General features: G+C 43.2%; 15 protein-coding genes. 8 read left to right on the top strand and 7 right to left on the bottom strand.

Translation table 11 applies throughout. The features are described from left to right. Nucleotides 1-22: 22 nt before the first annotated feature. From AC1DUD_RS14795 to AC1DUD_RS14780, 4 genes are all read left to right on the top strand, one after another. Nucleotides 23-1,117, top strand: a complete 1,095-nt coding sequence (locus AC1DUD_RS14795) for an alkaline phosphatase family protein (protein ID WP_477375577.1) — start codon at nt 23-25, stop codon at nt 1,115-1,117. A 39-nt stretch (nt 1,118-1,156) separates the two neighbouring features. Further along, on the top strand, nt 1,157-3,895 hold the full coding sequence (locus tag AC1DUD_RS14790; RefSeq protein WP_477375575.1) for a hypothetical protein: 2,739 nt from the start codon (nt 1,157-1,159) through the stop codon (nt 3,893-3,895). Nucleotides 3,896-3,919: 24 nt separating this feature from the next. Then, nucleotides 3,920-4,735, top strand: a complete 816-nt coding sequence (locus tag AC1DUD_RS14785; protein ID WP_477375573.1) for a glycerophosphodiester phosphodiesterase — start codon at nt 3,920-3,922, stop codon at nt 4,733-4,735. Between the two features lie 152 nt (nt 4,736-4,887). Further along, nucleotides 4,888-5,733 (top strand): metallophosphoesterase family protein, encoded by an 846-nt coding sequence (locus tag AC1DUD_RS14780; RefSeq protein ID WP_477375571.1) that lies wholly within the window; start codon nt 4,888-4,890, stop codon nt 5,731-5,733. Nucleotides 5,734-5,985: 252 nt separating this feature from the next. On the opposite strand, the gene AC1DUD_RS14775 is transcribed toward AC1DUD_RS14780, so the two are convergent. The 5 genes from AC1DUD_RS14775 to AC1DUD_RS14755 all read right to left on the bottom strand — a co-directional run bounded on the left by AC1DUD_RS14775 (nt 5,986) and on the right by AC1DUD_RS14755 (nt 10,907). After that, a complete protein-coding gene (locus tag AC1DUD_RS14775) occupies nt 5,986-6,951 on the bottom strand; it encodes a Gfo/Idh/MocA family protein (protein ID WP_477375569.1) in 966 nt (321 codons plus the stop codon). A gap of 277 nt (nt 6,952-7,228) precedes the next feature. Beyond that, nucleotides 7,229-8,302 carry a hypothetical protein gene (locus tag AC1DUD_RS14770; RefSeq protein ID WP_477375567.1) on the bottom strand — a complete coding sequence of 358 codons (1,074 nt, stop codon included), beginning with the start codon at nt 8,300-8,302 and terminating at the stop codon, nt 7,229-7,231. Between the two features lie 115 nt (nt 8,303-8,417). Next, nucleotides 8,418-9,308, bottom strand: coding sequence for a class I SAM-dependent methyltransferase (locus AC1DUD_RS14765; RefSeq protein ID WP_477375565.1), 891 nt, complete (start codon nt 9,306-9,308; stop codon nt 8,418-8,420). 118 nt (nt 9,309-9,426) lie between these two features. After that, complete coding sequence (locus tag AC1DUD_RS14760; protein ID WP_477375563.1) at nt 9,427-10,179, bottom strand: ABC transporter ATP-binding protein; 753 nt, start codon at nt 10,177-10,179, stop codon at nt 9,427-9,429. Then, a complete protein-coding gene (locus AC1DUD_RS14755; protein ID WP_243485392.1) occupies nt 10,176-10,907 on the bottom strand; it encodes an MlaE family ABC transporter permease in 732 nt (243 codons plus the stop codon). The genes AC1DUD_RS14760 and AC1DUD_RS14755 overlap by 4 nt, the downstream gene beginning before the upstream one ends. Nucleotides 10,908-11,074: 167 nt before the next feature. Here AC1DUD_RS14755 and AC1DUD_RS14750 point away from each other — a divergent pair, with 167 nt between their 5' ends. The 4 genes from AC1DUD_RS14750 to AC1DUD_RS14735 all read left to right on the top strand — a co-directional run bounded on the left by AC1DUD_RS14750 (nt 11,075) and on the right by AC1DUD_RS14735 (nt 14,297). Beyond that, entirely contained in the window at nt 11,075-11,779 is a 705-nt protein-coding gene (locus tag AC1DUD_RS14750) for an SDR family oxidoreductase (protein WP_477375561.1), read from the top strand. A 33-nt stretch (nt 11,780-11,812) separates the two neighbouring features. After that, the gene (locus AC1DUD_RS14745; protein ID WP_477375559.1) at nt 11,813-12,412 is read left to right on the top strand and encodes a PspC domain-containing protein; all 600 of its coding nucleotides are present in this window, start codon (nt 11,813-11,815) and stop codon (nt 12,410-12,412) included. Between the two features lie 4 nt (nt 12,413-12,416). Further along, nucleotides 12,417-13,403 carry a LiaI-LiaF-like domain-containing protein gene (locus tag AC1DUD_RS14740; protein WP_477375557.1) on the top strand — a complete coding sequence of 329 codons (987 nt, stop codon included), beginning with the start codon at nt 12,417-12,419 and terminating at the stop codon, nt 13,401-13,403. A gap of 210 nt (nt 13,404-13,613) precedes the next feature. Beyond that, nucleotides 13,614-14,297 carry a carboxypeptidase-like regulatory domain-containing protein gene (locus tag AC1DUD_RS14735; protein ID WP_477375555.1) on the top strand — a complete coding sequence of 228 codons (684 nt, stop codon included), beginning with the start codon at nt 13,614-13,616 and terminating at the stop codon, nt 14,295-14,297. A 144-nt stretch (nt 14,298-14,441) separates the two neighbouring features. Here the strand turns inward: AC1DUD_RS14735 and AC1DUD_RS14730 are convergent, their stop codons facing one another. Both AC1DUD_RS14730 and AC1DUD_RS14725 read right to left on the bottom strand, forming a co-directional pair. Then, nucleotides 14,442-15,107 (bottom strand): NUDIX hydrolase, encoded by a 666-nt coding sequence (locus AC1DUD_RS14730; RefSeq protein WP_477375553.1) that lies wholly within the window; start codon nt 15,105-15,107, stop codon nt 14,442-14,444. A 111-nt stretch (nt 15,108-15,218) separates the two neighbouring features. After that, the gene (locus AC1DUD_RS14725) at nt 15,219-15,965 is read right to left on the bottom strand and encodes a hypothetical protein (RefSeq protein ID WP_477375551.1); all 747 of its coding nucleotides are present in this window, start codon (nt 15,963-15,965) and stop codon (nt 15,219-15,221) included. Between the last annotated feature and the right edge of the window lie 21 nt (nt 15,966-15,986).

Genomic DNA, 15,986 nt, shown 5'->3' with positions numbered 1-15,986 from the left:
TTTATCATTAAAAACAACAACTATGAAAAAAGTTATCTTATTTGCATTATTCGCGTTGTGGATCCCAGCCTTGTATGCGCAAACGCACAAAACACAAAATGTAGTTATCGTTACTATCGACGGACTGCGCTGGCAGGAAGTTTTCCGCGGTGCTGATTCGGCCATTATCAATTCAAACGATACCCATGACAAGGATGAGGTACGTAAGAACTTTTGGACAGATGCAAATGCTCATCGCCGTAAATTGCTGATGCCTTTCTTTTGGAGTACAGTGGTTGAAAAAGGACAGCTGTACGGGAATCGCGATTTAGGTAGTAAGGATGAGGTTGCTAATCCTTATCATTTTTCATACCCGGGATACAATGAAATATTTACCGGGTTCCCCGATAAACGGATGAACACTAATGACGGTATTTACAATCCCAATGTGAACCTGCTTGAATTTTTGAACAAGCAAAAGGGCTTTGAAAATAAAGTAGCTGCCTTTGCATCGTGGGAACGCTTTTCACAGATCTTGAGCCCGAAACGTGCCGGTATTTTAGTGAACGCCGGTTTTATGCCTTTAGAAGTTCCGGGCATGAATGACCGTCTGAAACACCTGAATGAGCTTCAGCTGGAAGCCCCTCGTTATATCAGTGATTCAACTCGTATAGACTTTCTGACGTTTGAATTTGCTAAAAACTATATGATGCAGTACAAGCCACGTGCATTGTATGTTTCATTTGATGAACCGGATGATATGGCCCATGCAGGCAATTATAAGTTTTATCTTGATCGTGTTAAACAGGAAGATGGCTTTATAAAACAGCTTTGGGATTACATCCAATCAGAGCCGGMATATAAAAACAAAACGACCCTGATCATTACCTGTGACCATGGCAGGGGCGACGAGCCGATAAAAAAATGGCATGATCATGGATCGGACATAGTACATTCAGAACAAACCTGGTTTGCCGTTATTGGTCCGGACACCCCAGCCTCAGGCGAAATGAAATTGGCTGCTATAACCTATCATAAACAACTGGCCCAAACTATAGCTAATTTATTAGGCTTTGATTTTAAGGCTGCTGCAGGTCATGAGGTTGGTGATGCTATAGGTAGTGTTACCGGCAAATAAACGATACGTTATAATGATAAGTATTTAAAAGAGTGGACGATGAATAAAGTATTTTTAGCTACCGCAATTTTAACAAGCACAATTTGCTGCGCATTTGCCCAAAAGCAGGTAAGTATTTTGCAGGTACCGGGCGTTAACGAGTATTGCAACATAAATACAAACGGTACTTCGGTTTTACCAAGCGGCAGATTTATTACGCCGGCGGGTAAAACATTGCGTATTACGCATGATCCCTTTGGTTTATCCATATCGCCCGACGGAAAAAAGGCCGTTACCTTACATAACGGAGTGATTACCATTATTGATTTAGCTGCTATGGATGCTGTCAGGGTACCCAGCTACGATAAAACTATAAAATCCCCTTTAAGCAACGGGTCATTTTTGGGTGTTGCTTTTTCGCCCGATTCAAAAACATTGTACCTCAGTGGAGGAGACAATGGAGCTGTTATTATTTATGATGCTGAAAAACTTAAAAAGATCGATTCACTCTCGCTAAACGGAAAAGTGGGCAATAAAGATTATGACGACAGCTTTACGTCTGACTTGTTGTTAAATGCAGATAATAACGAATTACTGGTTTTAGATCGTGGCAACTTTCGCCTAGTGCGCATTGACCTGGCAACAAAAAAGATCACCGCTTCGATAGATGCTGGCCGGCAACCATTTGGGCTTGCGCTTAGTCCGGATAAAAAGACTGCGTTTGTGGCAAATGTGGGCATGTATGCCTATCCGCTGATCAAAGGTGCAACACCTCAAAATGCCGATTCGATCATGATCTCTCAGCACCCTTATGGTGATAATACAAAGGAATCGCGTGAGGGAACAGAGATTGAAGGCCGTAAAATACCTGGTGTGGGCGATCCTTTATCGCCGGAGGCTATGAGCGTTTTCACTATTGATCTTGGAACCAATAAGGTTGTTGATAAATTTAAAACCGGGCACCAGATAGGACAAATGCTGGAAGACGCCGAGGTAACAGGCGGTGCAAGTCCTAATTCAATAGCCGTTGGTGGCAGTTACGCTTATGTTACCAATGCCACCAATGATAATATTACTGTCATCGATTATAAGAACCATAAACTTTTAGGTGATATACCTATCAGGGTAGATAGCCGAATTGATAAGTTCAGGGGATTATTACCCTTTGGCATTAGCTTAAGTAAAGACGAAAAAACTTTATATGTTGCCTTATTAGGCTTTAACGCGGTTGCTGTAATTGATATTGCTACCCAAACAACTAAAGGTTTAATACCAACCGGCTGGGGAACATCAAGGGTAAAACTGTCAGCAGATGAAAAGGAGATGTATATCACTTCCTGCCGCGGTTACGGTGCCGGGCCAAATGGGGGCAGCGGTTTTGTTACGCCACCACAAGGCACTTACATTGGCGATATCCAGCTGGGTACATTTCAAAAAGTAGCTATGCCTGATGATACCCGGCTGACTGCTTATACGCAACAGGTTATTAATAATACCTTTGTAAGCAAAAGTGTTGCCATCGATACTAAAAATCCATTACCCTTATTGCCTGGTGCATCGCCAACTCCGATAAAATATATTGTTTACATCACCAAAGAAAATCGTACCTACGACGAGGTTTTTGGTCAGCTTAAAAATGCCAGGGGCGATAGTACGCTCGCCCGTTTTGGCATAAATTGCGAATATACCCTGCCTGATGCTTTACGGGTGAAGTTTCCGGGATTAAAAGTTTCGCCAAATCATATTAAGGCAGCGCAGCAATTTGCATTTTCTGATAATTACTATTGCGATAGCGATGCATCCATACACGGGCATCACTGGATGATGGGTGTTATTCCAAACGAATGGGTGGAAGCAAATTCAAACGTGAGCAAAACTGCAAAGTTGTTTTCTAATGCACCGGGCAGGCGTTTTCCTGGTTCAACCGGAAGTATGGATCCGGAAGATTATGCAGAAACGGGCGGCTTGTGGGAAGCCCTGGAGCGTAAACATGTTGACTTTTATAATTTTGGAGAGGCTAATGAAACCGCCCACGTGCGCGAAACATGGGAAGATACCAATACAGGTGCTGCACACCTTGTGATGGTGCCTATGCAAAGAGCTTTATTTACCCGTACAAGTCATAATTACGCCGGCTTTAATACCAACATCCCTGATCAGTTTAGGGTTGAGCAATTTAAAAGTGAGTTCACCAAAATGTGGATCACCGGTAAAAAGAAAATGCCATCGCTCATCACTATGCAGGTACCTAATGATCACGGCGCAGACCTAAGGCCCAAAGATGGTTATCCGTATCGCCAATCCTACATGGCCGATAATGATCTGGCTGTAGGTCGCATACTTGATTTCCTGTCGCACACCAAATACTGGAAAAATATGCTGGTAATTATTACTGAAGATGATCCGCAGGGCGGCGTTGACCATGTGGATGCCCATCGTTCCATTCTGATGCTGGCCGGTCCGTATGTTAAGAAGGGTTATGTAAGCCATACCCATGCCAATTTTGGGTCGATATTAAAAACCATTTATAACGTGTTGGGTGTACCATATGTAAACCAGTATGATGTTACCGCATGCTTGTTGCAGGATTTTTTTACCGACAAGCCCGATTATACCCCGTACACTTTTGATAAAAGTGATACCCGGATATTCGATACTAAAAAAGCGATGGCCCGCTACGGCAAAAACACCAACTGGCGCAAAATTAAAAAAAGTGTCGAGATGGATGACGAAGACAGGGAGCGCGAAGATCATTATAAGCAAAAAGGGAAAAAAACCTCGGGTACTATAATTAATTAAAAATTCTTTATCTTCTTAAAAACAATGCAATTTTCATTGATTTCATTCATTGCTCTTATTTTGAGCACAGGTTTTTTTAACCCAAATCCTGCCCCAAAATCAAAACATAAGTTTATAATCGCAGCTCACCGGGGGGATCATGTGATATACCCTGAAAATACACTTGAAGCATACCAGCAAGCCATCAAAAACGAGGCAGATTATGTGGAAATTGACCTACGCACCACCAAAGATGGCGAACTGGTGAGCATGCATGATGCCAGCATCAACCGCATGACCGATGGCAAAGGCCAACTCAAAGATTTTACACTTGCTGAACTACTACAGCTAAAAGTAAAGAGTAAGGATACTTCAAGCAAAGAGGTATTCCGGATCCCGACCTTTAAGCAGATCCTCAAAGTATGTAAAAACCGGATAGGGATTTACCTTGACTTTAAAGCTGCCGACCCAGAACAGGCTTATCAGATGATCAGGGAATATGGTATGGAAAAACAGGTGTTGGTTTATATCAACAGTGCTGCCCAGTTTACGGGCTGGCGCAAAGCTGCCCCTAAAATGCCGTTGATGCTGAGCCTACCTGATAGCGTTAAAAATACTACCGGCATGAAAAGCTTTATCGACCAATATCATCCTGATATTCTTGACGGTTCATACAATCAATATACCAGCGATATGGTTGCATTGGCAGGAGAATACCACATCCCGGTTTGGCCGGATATTCAAAGTGCCGGAGAAGGCCCTGCAGATTGGAGCAAAGCGCTTGCTGTAGGATTGAAGGGTTTACAGACTGATCACCCGGCGGCTTTAGTGAAGTTTTTGAAGGAGAAGGGCTTGAGGTAAATTGTCTGAATCAGAATTTTCAGAATGTTTGAATTTTTAGAATAAACACATCATATTCTGGATATTCTTAAATTCTGAAAATTCTGATTCAGACAGTTTCTTAACCTTTATTTAACACCCCAAAACTACCTTTGCTAACAAAATAAGATTCTATGACCTCGCGCCGCGAATTTTTCGGCACCGCCTTAACAGGTGTAGCCGCTTTAAGCCTTTTACCTGCTGTTAACAGTTTCGCTGCCGAAAACAACCGGTATAGCCGCACTACCAAAGCCAAACTTAAATTAAGGTTCGCTCTGGCATCTGATATTCATTACGGTCAGCCGGAAACTGATTTCCCATTACATACCGGTAATATGATTAAGTGGCTTAATGAAGATCATAGCAGAAATCATCTGGATTTTGTGATCGTGAATGGTGACCTTGTGCATAACCGTCCGGATTTGCTCCCGGAGATCAAAACCAAATACCTTGATAAGTTAAACGTTCCTTATCACACCATTCCCGGTAATCATGACTTTGCCGATGCCACAATTTGGAAGAACGCTTTCGGTTATGAGGATAAGTATACAGTAGAGTTTGGCGATATAGCTTTTGTATTAGCCCACACTGCCGATACCAAGGGTATTTATACCTGCCCCAATAATGCTTTCCTTAAAGCATCCTTAGATAAATTTGCCGGTAAGAAGATCGTTTTCGTAGTACTGCATATCCCGCCTACCAAATGGGTGAAAAACGATGTATTTGTTGATTGCCCCGAGACCATTGAATTGCTGCACGCTTATCCTAATGTGAAAGCTGTTTTTCACGGACATGATCACCTGTTAGATGGTGTACGTTACACAGATAAACTTCCGCATTTTTTCGATTCGCATATAGGCGGCGACTGGGGTACCGATTACAAAGGTTACCGGATTGTTGAAGTTGATGAGCAAAACGCTATCTACACTTACCAGGTAAATGCCAGTCAAAATCCGGTGCTTAATTCGGCTAAGCTTTAATTTTTACTTTTGTCATGCTGAGGGAAGAAGAATCTTCTTCCTCCTGTAAATTCGCTGTGCCTTGTTCAGAAGATGCCCCACTACGTTACCCATGACATAATAAAAATGGGTGTCATGCTGAGCCCGTCGAAGCATAGCGGGCGGGCCTCTGCGCGCGTCCTTCGACAGGTTCAGGATGACAGGCCCTTTTGTCAATTTACCTTCAGAGCCCGCCGGATTTAAACACTCAGCAATACAAATATAAATGAGATTCTACTTTTCCACCGGATATTTTAAACCTATCTGCTCCCTCGCTTTGTCTATCATGGCTATCATTTGCCGGGACAATTCATGAGGGAGTACCGGGCTTTCGGTTTTGCCTTGTTTTATGAGCTCGCAGAAATGAATGATCTCATAGTTAAGTCCGCCGGCGGTAAATGGTTCATCCAGTTCTACTGTGCGGCCGTCAAGGTAGCTAATGGTTGCTTTTGATGGGTTCCACCAATTTTTGTGGATGGTTATATGGCCCAGCGTACCTGCAATTAACGCATCGCCTTTCCCATGCATATCAAAGCCGCAATAAAGCTGGGCATAACCATTTTGGTGTAGCGTTTGGAAAATGGCAAACATATCAATCCCCGTTTTGCCAAACCTGCCCATGGTTTGGATATCCTGCATGGGGCCAAGCCAGTCGAGCGCTAAAAAGGCTTCATAAATTGCGATTCCCATCAGGCTGCCACCTATAAGGTCAAGGTTATAATTCGGATGATCGGGCGGGCAATCCGCTACGGCAGAGCCTGCCCTTACATAACCCACCGGGCCAATCGGATCATTGATCAGGTATTCTTTCAGCTTAGGATATAATGGGAAGAATGGTGGCTTCATGCCTTCCATAAAAAGCAAGCCTGTTTGTTTTACAACAGCAAGTACTTCATCAAGTTCGGCAAGGTTTACAGTTACTGGTTTTTCGCAAAGTACATGCTTGCCTGCTTTCAATGCCGCTATGCTATAAGCAGCATGACTATCAGGCAGTGTAGCTATATAAACAGCGTCAATATCGCTGGCTAGCAGCTTATCAACACTTGCACAGGCGAGGCCGCCATACTGTGTTGTAAAGGCAGTAACTGTTTCAGGCCGACGCGAATAGGAAGCTACCAATTCAATATCCGGCACGGCAGCAAAGCCCTGCATAAACCTGTGCGCGATTCGCCCGCAACCGATAATGCCCCATTTTATCATAAGTGTTTTGTTAAAGTAGAAGCTGTTTAAAATGACTTGATAAAAATAGTATAATTAGAAACGTCATTACTGTAAGGAACGAAGCAATCCCCGACAGGCAGAATCACCCTGTATAGTTCGCGATTGCTTCGTTCCTCGCAATGACGCCTTTTTGTTAGACCTCGAAAATATAGCTTTAAACACAAAAGTCCCGAGTAAATAATTTTATTACTTACCCAGGACTTTCAACTTCTGATTTAAGACTTTTTACTTCGGGCTTAAGACTCCCGACTTAAGATTATTGATATTGAATGTAAATCGGATATGGTTTGTATCTTGATAAAACTTCCTCTGGAGTTAACATGTGGTGAGGTGCTTTTTTGATATCGTTTTTGTAGAACAGTTTAAAGCCCGTAAACTGAACCGGCTCCTGGTTAATGAAGTAGCGGTAAGTGCCGGTTTTCAGATCAGGTTCGCCCCAGCCATCCATATCCATCACAACTTGAACTTCCGGATGCAATTTTATGTTTTTGTAGTTAGTTACCATTTTTTTAGTAAAGCGGTGAACTACCAGGATCTTTGGCGGCAAGCCATTTTTCTTAACAATTTTGGTAAGGTAGTCTGATACATAATTAATATCATCTGCATCATAAGTGCCTATCTTTTTGCCCGGGTGGGTACCGTCTTTCATCGAAAATTCAGGGTCCATACCAAAATGCACTTGTGGTAATTCAAGGTATTTTTCAAACAATGGCAACTCTGCGCGGATATTGCTTAATGCTACCTGCACGTCTAAAAATACAATTGCATGGGCTTTTTTAGCCAGCACCAATACGCTGTCTATTTGTTTGAACGGCATGCGGTAACGGAATTTTCCGTCTTTACCGCCATCACCCTGGGCCACAACTGCAATGTAGTGCAATGCTGGCTGCACCGGTGTTTTTGGATCAGCCTTTTCCCAATGTTTTACCTCACCTTTAAGTTTGGCTAACATTTCGTTTGGCGGTAATTCGCCCAAAATGCCCATTTTTTTTGAGTAAAGGTTTCCATAAAAAGCAACCACACGTTTAAATGGCAAAATAGCACCGCCTACTGGGTAGGGAGTGTTTTTTACAGGCCACCTGCCGGTAGTATCGCCATGAGCATTGAACTTCATCAATGAATCGTACAGTTTTTTATCAACAGGAGGGTAGGTTGATTTTTTAACGCTTAGGGTATCTGCTGTTTCAGCCTGGGCCGAATCACCTTTAGCTGCAGCAGCGGTTTTTTTACCGTCGGTTTTGGCATTATTGCCATTTTGAGAGCAGCTGTTTAAAAGCAAAGCTGCCGATGCCACAAATGTAGCTGATAGTACAAGCGTTTTTAATTTCATTGTTTTTACGTTCAATATAATGCAGGTGTATGTAAGGTGTGTTTAATTTAATTTCCAGCCACTTATGAGCAGCAATTGTGTTGGTTCGGTTGCCGCCAAAGATAGATATTGGAAGTTAATTACTTTTAATTTTATGAAATTTTCCAAAAACCCCTAAAGGTAGTTTTGGCCCGGCTGTGGCCTGCAGGTAAAGCTCGCCTATTTCAAGGTTTTGCACCTGAGGGAACGAACTTTTGATGAGGTTTTCAACTATAACCGATGAGAAGCCAAGCGAGTAAGTGTTGAGGATCAGGAAGTGCTCTTCAGGGTCGAGCAGCTGGGTTACATCACGCATCATTTCGGTGATGTTATCTTCCAGTTTCCATTTTTCGCCGTTAGGGCCATTGCCGTAGGCCGGTGGATCAAGGATGATCCCGTTGTATTTTTTGCCGCGTCTCAATTCGCGCTTTACGAATTTCAGGGCATCTTCAATCACCCAGCGAATATCTTTAAGACCTGAGAGCTCCTGGTTTTCGTTGCCCCAGGTTACTACTTGTTTTATGGAATCAACGTGGGTGGTATCAGCGCCGGCAGCCCGTGCAATTAACGAAGCGCCGCCAGTGTATGCGAACAGGTTGAGTACTTTGGGCTCGGGGGTTTTAAATCTTTTAACGTTTTGGCTGATGTAATCCCAGTTTACGGCCTGCTCCGGGAAAATACCCACATGTTTAAATGAAGTTAAACCCAGCCTGAATTTAATGGCTGCTTCCTTATTTTTGTATTCGATATGCCAGCGGTCGGGAGTTTTAGGATCTTTTTTAACCCACTCGCCCGATGTTGCCGAACGTCCTTTAAATTTAATATGATGTAAGCGCTGCCATTCAGAAGCGGGCAGGGTTTTGTTCCAAACCGCTTGTGGTTCGGGGCGGATGAGTATGGTGTTCCCAAAGCGTTCCAGCTTTTCAAAATCGCCGCAATCAATCAGCTCGTAATCTTTCCAGTGCGTTGGGGTAAGTAGTTGGATCATTCTTGTTCAGTTTGCAGTATGCTGTCGGCAGTTTGCATGCCTCAGTCTAAATAGGTTGCAAATATAGTTATTATCCCAATAGTGCTATAACCGCTTACTGCCAACTCAAAACTGCCAACTACAATTTTTCCTTTGCCGCCTGCATAAATTTGCTGGCAAATACAAAGTCATTCAGTTCCTTATTATCGGTATGGGCAATTTCCTTATTGCTGCCTTCCCACCATTTTTGCCCCTGGTGTAAAAAAAGGATATGATCACCGATCCCCATTACCGAGTTCATATCGTGGGTTACCACAACTGTGGTTATGCTATACTCCTGGGTAAGTTCAGCTATCAGCTCGTCAATTAATATAGACGTTTTAGGATCGAGGCCGGAGTTTGGCTCATCTACAAAAAGATATTTCGGCTGCATGGAAATGGCACGGGCAATGCCAACGCGCTTTTTCATACCACCTGATAGTTCGGCAGGAAAAAGTTTGTTTTTGCCCGCAAGATTAACCCGTTCCAGGCAAAAGTTGGCCCGTTCAAGCTTTTCTGCTTTTGATCTGTTAGTGAACAGATTTAGTGGGAACATGATATTCTCTTCAACCGTCATGGAATCAAACAGGGCCGAATTTTGAAAAAGCATACCGATACTTGTGCGGATTGGTACACGCTGCTCAAAATCCATCTCGGTGAAATTTTCATTGTCGAAAAAAACCTGGCCTTTAGTTGGCTCATGTAAACCCACTATACATTTTAACAACGTTGTTTTACCCGAGCCCGAACCGCCAATGATCAGGTTGTTCTTGCCTTCATGAAAAATTGAGCTGATTCCCTTAAGAACCTGATTTTCGCCAAAGGATTTATGAATGTCTTTAATTTCGATCATAACATTAAACGGGTGATAACAAGGTCGGCAAATAAGATCATTACGCAACTGAAAACCACACCTTTGGTAGCTGATTGGCCAACCTCAAGTGCGCCGCCCGATGTGTAAAAACCCTGGTAAGCACAGATAGAAGCAATGATAAAGCCAAAAACAATTGCTTTAACAAGCGCCACCCTTACTGTTAAGCCATCAAAGCCATCGCGTACCCCTACAATATAATCGGCAGGTGTAATATCACCAGAGGCCACGCAGGCTATATAGCCACCTGTAATGCCTAAAGTTATTGAAGCGATAACCAACAGTGGTACCATGCTCATGCCGGCAATGATCTTGGGCGATATCAGATACCCCGGAGCATTAACACCCATAATTTCGAGGGCGTCAATTTGCTCGGTAACCCGCATAGTACCAATTTGAGATGCAATGCTTGAGCCAACGCGCCCGGCCAATACCAGCGCCGATATGGTTGGACTAAATTCAAGGATGGTAGAGTCGCGCGCTATTTTACCCGCTATACTAAGCGGTACCAGCGGGCTTGATAGCTGAAAAGCTACCTGGATAGTTGTCGCCGCTCCTATAAATACAGATATGATTGAGATAATACCCAACGATCCGATGCCTACCGATACCATTTCGCGCATTACTTCGGCCCAGTATACACTGAACTTTTCGGGCTTTCTGAAACTTAAACGCAGTAAGAGTATGTATCTTCCTAAACTTTCAAACATTTGTTCTTCTAAAAATCGGTTAAAAATACGCTTTTTTACCTTTAAGGTTAAATGGTCAAGTGTTAAAACAAGTCATTTAAATTCAATTTTGTAAGCGTTTCAATTATTATGCTTACGTAAATTGCGGGCATAAAGCTTCACTAACTATAAAAATTAATTTAAACAATATGAAAAACGTACTCATCACCGGTTCAACTAAAGGCATGGGCCGCTCAATTGCTATTGCTTTTGCTAATGAAGGATTAAACGTGGCAATTTGTTCGCGGAATGAGCAAGAATTATTAAATTTTAAAGAAGAGCTCGAAGAAATTGATCCGGGGGTGAAAGTTTTTGCCATGAAAGTCGATGGCAGCAAAAAAGCCGAGCTGCTGAATTTTGCTACCGCAGCCGAAGCGGAACTTGGTTTTATTGATGTTGTGGTAAATAATTTAGGCACATTTATACCTTCAAGCATATTGGATGATACCGAGGATACTTTCCAGATCCAGGTGAATACTAACCTGATGCCGGCCTACGAACTGTACCGTTATTTTGGTAAAACGATGGCAAATGCACGTAAAGGCCACTTCTTTAATATATGTTCGGTAGCGTCATTAAATCCTATACCACAAGCCGGTAGTTATAGTGTAACAAAGTACGCGCTGTTAGGTCTAACAAAGGTAATGAGGCTCGAGATGCAGGAGCATGGTGTAAAAGTTACCGCCGTAATACCCGGATCAACATTAACGGATTCGTGGAAAGACGCGGTTGTTGACAAAAACACCATGGTGCTGCCCGAAGACATAGCATCGGCAATCATCAATATTTACAGGATGAGCACGGGTGCCAATGTCGACGAAATCATCATCAAACCTGCGCCGGGCCAATTATGATAAATCAACTTTAAACATAAACGAACATAAATTATGGAAAAGAAACTTCATCGCGACGAGCACCACAAGGTAATAGGCGGTGTTTGCGCGGGCCTTGCAGAGCACTTCGGCACGGATGTAGCAGTGATCAGGGCGATATTTTTAGTGACCCTTATTTTAAAAGGCTTTAGCTTACCTATATATATAGTGTTATGGATAGTGCTGCCAAAAAAAGGCTTCAACTTTAACCCGGGTGTTGATTACAGGGTACCGCCACAGGACAATCCGTTTGCGGATGCATCGCAATCAGGACCATTTTATGACCCGAAATTTGGCAGCCAGCCTTTTAACGCTCCGCCTTTTGTACATCCTCCAAAAAAACAGGCTTCAACGGTAGGGCTGATATTTGGTGTGGCGATGATCCTTTTGGGATCTGTATTTCTGCTTAACGAGCTTAACCTGATGCCCGACTGGGATTTTGAAAACCTTTGGCCTGTACTGCTGGTGGGTGCGGGTATAGCACTCATAATTTCAGGAGTGAAGAAACAACCTTGGGAAAAACAAAACTGGCACGCTAACGAGGTAACCGATAACCCCGAAGCAGAACCTGCTAAAGACGAAACTGAAACTAAAGATACACCTCCAACCATATAAAATTATGAAAAGCGATAAACTTGTTCCGGGCGCGATCCTGGTGTTGTTGGGAGTTGTATTCCTGCTGGATAACTTCCACGTAATAAATTTCGACTGGATGAACCTCCTATATCTTTGGCCTATATTTTTAATTATGGGGGGCATCAGCCTGGTGTTTGCGGGCAACCGGTCGCCGCTGGCTACCATATTGAAGCTTGCGGTAGTAATAGGCTGTTTTGCACTATTGGTATTTGGCAATTTTGGTAAGCGTTATCACTTTTGGCCAAACGCCTGGACCTTTCACAGCGATGATTATAATAATGACAACGACGATGACGATAGTGATACCACTAATACCGATCAGGGCGTAGTAAAAATAGGCGGCGATAAAACCTTCAAAGAGGAATATTCTGCCGGTATTAAACATGCCCGCCTTACCATTACCGGCGGCGGCACCATATATAACTTAAGTGACAGCACTGCCGATTTATTCAGTGCCCAAACACAGGAGCTTTACGGTAAGTATACTTTTAATCATAGTAAAGATGATTCGGTATATGTACTTAACCTTAATTTGAAGAATAACAAAGGCTTTCATTTTGACTCAAACGACCAGAAAAATAACAAGGCCGACATCAAATTAAACACAAATCCGGTGTGGGATATTGACGTAACTACGGGTGCAACAGATTTAAATTTTGATCTTTCGAAATTCAAAATAAAAACCCTATCTTTAAAGGGCGGAGCAGCCTCGTTTAATGTGAAGCTTGGAGCCCCATTTGGAACCACAAATGTAGAGGTTTCAACCGGTGCATCTGAGGTTATTATAAGTGTACCAAAAGGCGCTGCCTGCCGTATCACATCCAACACAGGCCTCTCATCAAACGAGTTTGAGGGCTTCAGTAAAAAGAGTGATAACGACTACGAAACCGACGGCTTCGATGCCGCAAAAAACAGGATCCTGATCCACATGAGTGGCGGCATCTCTGATTTTAAAGTTAACCGATATTAACCTAAATCCTGAGTAAAACGATACCGGGACATAATACAACAATAATGAATTGCCATCCGCTCCATCAATTTGATGGAGCGTTTTTTTTGCCCCATATTTTACTGCTGATTCAGGGTTTTGTCATTTAAGGTGGCCGAGGGGTTAAAAAGTGTTAAATTGAAAACCTTTGGTACAGAAAATAAGTTTAATTTACAGCACAAATAATCTACTATGAAATACCGATACCTTTTATTATCTGCATTACTATTTTTAGCCTGTACAGCAAATGCTCAAACCGTTGTAAAAGGTACCGTGTTTGAGCTGGGAAAAAGTACTAAAGTATCTGACGTTTTTGTGCGCGATAACCAGAACAGGCAAATGACAATTACCGATAATAAGGGTAATTTCAGCATTCGTACAGAAACAGGCCACACACTCATTTTCAGCGCCCCGGGCTATGTATCGGATACCTTATATGTCACCGATTTTACTAACAAAAAAATAGAACTTGTTACCCAGACCATAGCCTTAAGGCAGGTTAACATTAGCGCTAAACGCGAAGCTTTTGATGCTCATAAAGAATATCCGGAAGTATATACCAAGAGCAAGGTTTACCCGCTATCGCCAACTTCATGGTTTAGCAAGGAGGCAAAAGATGCCCGCCGCCTTAAAAAATACTTTAAACATGAGGAAGAGGAGCGCCATGTTGATGAGGTATTTACGATGAACTACGTACAAAGCATCATCCCGCTGCGTGGGCAGGAGCTCGAAAACTTCATGACCCTCTACAGGCCTTCATACGCATTCATTAAAAGTAACAATGGCCCTTCACTTGCGGTTTATATTAATGATTCGTACAAGAAATATCAGGCGTTGCCAGCTGATAAACGTACCTTGCCCGATTTGAAAGAATAGTTTTTGAAGACGGGATATTCTAAAAAACGTCATTGCGAGGTACGAAGCAATCCCCGACAAGCAGAGCCGCTCTGTATAGTTCGCGATTGCTTCGTACCTCGCAATGACTTTTTTTTATAAACGGTATAAGAAAGGCAATTTTTTTCAATCTGCCCAAACGCTGATATCGTTGGCGACGATCTTTTGATAAAGCAGTTCAATCTGGCTTTTCAGTATCCGGTCTTCTGATAGTGGAGGCAGGTTATTGATATCAAAGTACTGCACATCCAGCACGTCAAAACCTTTATTGATCACCGTTGTAACAGCCTTGCAGTAGAAAACCATCTTATATACATAAAATGGCTGCGGCGGGTGCGGGTGCATTTTTTTATCGAATACCGCAAGTAGCCTGTCGGCGGTAACCTGCAAGCCGGTTTCTTCCCAAAACTCTTTAATAATGGTTTCTTTAGGGGTATAACCGATATCTCCCCAACCACCGGGTAACGACCATTTGCCATCACCGCTTTCACGGGCCAGCAGGATCTTATTATCCGGCGAGAGCAGAATCCCACGCAAATCAACTTTGGCAGTAGGGTAGTCAGCAGCCTGCGGAAATAGCAAGTTAATGGTCTCTGTGCCGTAGCCGCTTACGTCATCAAACATTTTAGTGCTCAGGTGCTGTAGTTCCTCGTATCGCTCAATATCATATTCGTTTTTGGCATAAAGCAGACCGGTATCAGCAATAGAACGTAGTTGGGTTATGAGGGAAAGGAGGTTGGTGTTGGGCATAGTGGGGTAGATATGTTTTTTAGAACCTAAATAAGGTGTCATGAGTATATCGAAGCATGGTGGGTGAGGCCTCTACGCGCGTCCTTCGACAGGCTCAGGATGACAGGCCTTCAACAAAAATCCGAAATCGAAAATCCGAATTCCGAAATCAAATTACCCTCTGCCGAGCAGCTCGTCAAGCTTGTTGCGTTCGGTTTGGAGTTCGCGGGCAAGTTTCTTTTCTTTTTCGTTGGCCTTAGCTTTGTAGGTTTTATATTCCTCGTCAAGCTCTTCGTAAAGTTTGATGCGGTATTTGGCTTCGCGGCTGTGGGCACCCGAGCGGGCTATCACTATAACGGCGACAACTCCAAAAACAATAACCAGTCCCCACATTACCAGGTTGTAGGTTGCCTTGGTAAACGGGATCCCCAATAAACTGATCTCATCGCGCTTGGCATTTGATTCATTAAGGGCCTGTTCTTTATTGGTTGCGTCCGATTTAAGGCTTTCAACGTTTTTACCCTGTTCGGCAAGTTTGGCATTAGCTTCTTTAAGCTGGCGGCGCTCGGTGTTAAGCGTATCCTTAATGTTTTTCCACAAAGCGGAAACAAGCGGCTGCTGGTAATGGAACAACTTGCTGAGCAGGTATTGATATTGGCCGTTAAGGCTTTTGTCTTTTTGCAGGGCCGAATCGGCAGCAGCACTTATTTTGGGCTGGGCATAAGCTGACCTGGCAGGCTGTGGAGGTGTCACCGCCGGATTTTTAAGCGCTGCCGGGCTCGATTTTACAATGGGCGGAATAGCATTAGGTTTTAGGGTAGCGGCTTTCTTTTTGGTACTGTCCTGTGCAAAGGTTGCCGTAACACTGCCCGTTATTATCGCTATCAAAACCGTTATCGTAAGTAGAAAATGCTTGTTCATCAAGTGTAAAATTAGGTATAT

Source organism: Mucilaginibacter sp. P4_A11 (genome assembly GCF_056402535.1).
This window is presented reverse-complemented; position numbering and strand designations above follow the sequence as displayed.

Excerpts from the sequence above, each read along its gene's own strand:
- AC1DUD_RS14790 (WP_477375575.1), top strand. The coding sequence starts at position 1,157 with ATGAATAAAGTATTTTTAGCTACCGCAATTTTAACAAGCACAATTTGC.
- AC1DUD_RS14785 (WP_477375573.1), top strand. The coding sequence starts at position 3,920 with ATGCAATTTTCATTGATTTCATTCATTGCTCTTATTTTGAGCACAGGT.
- AC1DUD_RS14780 (WP_477375571.1), top strand. The coding sequence starts at position 4,888 with ATGACCTCGCGCCGCGAATTTTTCGGCACCGCCTTAACAGGTGTAGCC.
- AC1DUD_RS14775 (WP_477375569.1), bottom strand. The coding sequence starts at position 6,951 with ATGATAAAATGGGGCATTATCGGTTGCGGGCGAATCGCGCACAGGTTT.
- AC1DUD_RS14770 (WP_477375567.1), bottom strand. The coding sequence starts at position 8,302 with ATGAAATTAAAAACGCTTGTACTATCAGCTACATTTGTGGCATCGGCA.
- AC1DUD_RS14765 (WP_477375565.1), bottom strand. The coding sequence starts at position 9,308 with ATGATCCAACTACTTACCCCAACGCACTGGAAAGATTACGAGCTGATT.
- AC1DUD_RS14760 (WP_477375563.1), bottom strand. The coding sequence starts at position 10,179 with ATGATCGAAATTAAAGACATTCATAAATCCTTTGGCGAAAATCAGGTT.
- AC1DUD_RS14755 (WP_243485392.1), bottom strand. The coding sequence starts at position 10,907 with ATGTTTGAAAGTTTAGGAAGATACATACTCTTACTGCGTTTAAGTTTC.
- AC1DUD_RS14750 (WP_477375561.1), top strand. The coding sequence starts at position 11,075 with ATGAAAAACGTACTCATCACCGGTTCAACTAAAGGCATGGGCCGCTCA.
- AC1DUD_RS14745 (WP_477375559.1), top strand. The coding sequence starts at position 11,813 with ATGGAAAAGAAACTTCATCGCGACGAGCACCACAAGGTAATAGGCGGT.
- AC1DUD_RS14740 (WP_477375557.1), top strand. The coding sequence starts at position 12,417 with ATGAAAAGCGATAAACTTGTTCCGGGCGCGATCCTGGTGTTGTTGGGA.
- AC1DUD_RS14735 (WP_477375555.1), top strand. The coding sequence starts at position 13,614 with ATGAAATACCGATACCTTTTATTATCTGCATTACTATTTTTAGCCTGT.
- AC1DUD_RS14730 (WP_477375553.1), bottom strand. The coding sequence starts at position 15,107 with ATGACACCTTATTTAGGTTCTAAAAAACATATCTACCCCACTATGCCC.
- AC1DUD_RS14725 (WP_477375551.1), bottom strand. The coding sequence starts at position 15,965 with ATGAACAAGCATTTTCTACTTACGATAACGGTTTTGATAGCGATAATA.